The 2,370-nt window shown below is 46.2% G+C and carries 2 protein-coding genes; both read left to right on the top strand.

All coding sequences use genetic code 11. The features are described from left to right. Nucleotides 1-238: 238 nt before the first annotated feature. Nucleotides 239-1,378 carry a cystathionine gamma-synthase gene (locus VN105_RS15395; protein ID WP_325642416.1) on the top strand — a complete coding sequence of 380 codons (1,140 nt, stop codon included), beginning with the start codon at nt 239-241 and terminating at the stop codon, nt 1,376-1,378. 143 nt (nt 1,379-1,521) lie between these two features. Beyond that, the gene (locus VN105_RS15390) at nt 1,522-2,295 is read left to right on the top strand and encodes a TIGR02757 family protein (RefSeq protein WP_325642415.1); all 774 of its coding nucleotides are present in this window, start codon (nt 1,522-1,524) and stop codon (nt 2,293-2,295) included. Nucleotides 2,296-2,370 lie beyond the last annotated feature (75 nt).

The following is a 2,370-nucleotide window of genomic DNA, read 5'->3' as shown; positions in this document are numbered from 1 at the left end:
AATTTTAACCATATCCTATGAAAAACCTAAAACAAATGTAGCCCGATTACCCATATCCGTTAGTGGCTAATTGGTGAACGATATAAAAATGTTCGTAAGCGCTGAAATTTATCCGATCACATCCTTGTATCAGCTAAAATGGACAAGTTGTCCTTCATCAATTGTAAAACTGTCAATCGCAAAAACTGGAGTATATTTGGAAACCACCAGAAATTGATCATTCTAAACTATTTAAGACATGAAGCTGGGTACTAAACTCATACACGCAGGTGTAGCTCCCGATCCGTCAACCGGCGCCATTATGACGCCGATCTTTCAAACATCTACCTATGTGCAGAGTGCCCCCGGGGTGCATAAGGGCTACGAATATGCCCGGACGCAGAATCCTACCCGCGACGCCCTTCAAAACGCACTGGCAGCCATTGAAAACGGTACGCACGGCATTTCTTTTGGCAGCGGTTTAGCAGCCACAGATGCCGTTATGAAGCTACTGAACCCTGGCGATGAGGTAGTTGCCACAAATGATCTCTATGGCGGTACCTACAGGATCTTTACCAAAGTATTTGAACGCTACGGTATCCGGTTTAAATTCATCGACATGTCTGATGCCCGGAACATAGAGTCACATATTACTCCTCAAACCAGGATGATATGGCTGGAAACCCCTACCAACCCGCTTTTAAAAATCATAGATATTGCAGCCTGTGCCACCATTGCCCGCAAAAGTGAAGTCATCCTTTGCGTAGATAATACCTTTGCATCGCCTTACCTGCAAAACCCGCTGGACCTGGGCGCCGATATCGTACTGCATTCGGCTACCAAATACCTGGGAGGACACAGCGATGTGGTGCACGGTGTTGTAATCGTAAAAAATGAAGATCTCGCCAAACAACTGTATTTTATCCAGAACAGTTGCGGCGCTGTGCCTGGTCCGCAAGACTGCTTCCTGGTGCTGCGTGGTATTAAAACATTGCATGTGCGCATGCAACGCCATTGTGAAAACGGCGAGGTGGTAGCCAACTTCCTCCGCAAGCACCCCAAAGTGGATAAAGTATACTGGCCAGGCTTTACCGACCACCCCAATCATGATATCGCCAAACAACAGATGAGAGGCTTCGGTGGAATGATGTCTTTTACCCTGAAAGATGATAGTTTGGAAGTGGCCAACCGGATCCTGAGCAATACCCACCTGTTTTCCCTGGCTGAATCGCTGGGTGGGGTAGAATCGCTGATAGGACACCCTGCCAGCATGACGCACGCCTCCATTCCCCGTGAAGAACGGGTAAAAAATGGCCTGGCCGACTCCCTCATCCGGCTGAGCGTGGGTATTGAAGATGCAGACGACCTGACCGCAGACCTTGCAAAAGCGATCGGTTAAGGAATAGATTTTAATTCTTATCCGGTAAAAATTATCTTTACCTGGAGCGTAAATATTTATCCTAACCATATCCAGCGCCCTTTTATATCTGAATGGAGCATTCCTGTATGAAAAGGCTTATGGTAATACACGTGATTTAACTTATGAAGATCCAGAAATTAAGGGAGTTCTTAGATGCCAAGGCGGCATATTATAATCACCCGGACTTTATCGCTAACGATCCGGTTAGCATACCACACCGGTTTAGTGTATTGCAGGATATCGAAATCGCCGGCCTTTTTGCAGCGATACTGGCATGGGGAAACCGTACCAGTATCATCAATAAATGCACAGAGCTGATGAAAATGATGGATGATTCACCTTATGATTTTATCCGTCATCACCAGCCGAAAGACCGTATGAAATTACTTTCCTTCTGCCACCGCACCTTCAACGGCCTGGATCTGCTGTATTTTATAGAATTTCTCCAGCATTATTACATGAATGTAACATCGCTGGAATTTGCCTTCAGTGCGCACATCACCCCGCAGGATGAAAACGTGGAAAAAGCCCTGATGGGGTTCAGGAAAGTATTTTTTGCACTGGAACACCCGGAAAGAACCGAGAAGCATATTGCTACACCGGCTAAGAACTCCGCCTGCAAGCGATTGAATATGTATTTACGCTGGATGGTGAGAAATGATGAAAATGGCGTGGATTTTGGGCTCTGGCAGCACATATCACCTTCACAACTGGTATGCCCGGTGGATGTACACGTAAGCAGGGTAGCCACCAGGCTGGGAATAATAGGGGAGGCGAAGGCCGACTGGAAAACAGCCACCGCTCTTACACACCAGTTGAAGAAACTGGATCCTGATGATCCTGCCAAATATGACTTTGCCTTATTTGGCCTCGGGGTGATAGAAAAATATGTCTGATAAAATAAACATGATAATGAAAAGAATCCTGGGACTGATTGCAATGGTAGTAACACTGTCTTTATCCGTTAAAGC

This window comes from Chitinophaga sp., from assembly GCF_035564935.1.
GTDB lineage: Bacteria > Bacteroidota > Bacteroidia > Chitinophagales > Chitinophagaceae > Chitinophaga.
This window is presented reverse-complemented; position numbering and strand designations above follow the sequence as displayed.

What these genes read in the sequence shown, in the direction of transcription:
- VN105_RS15390 (WP_325642415.1), top strand. Translation starts at nt 1,522, where the DNA reads ATGAAGATCCAGAAATTAAGGGAGTTCTTAGATGCCAAGGCGGCATAT.
- VN105_RS15395 (WP_325642416.1), top strand. Translation starts at nt 239, where the DNA reads ATGAAGCTGGGTACTAAACTCATACACGCAGGTGTAGCTCCCGATCCG.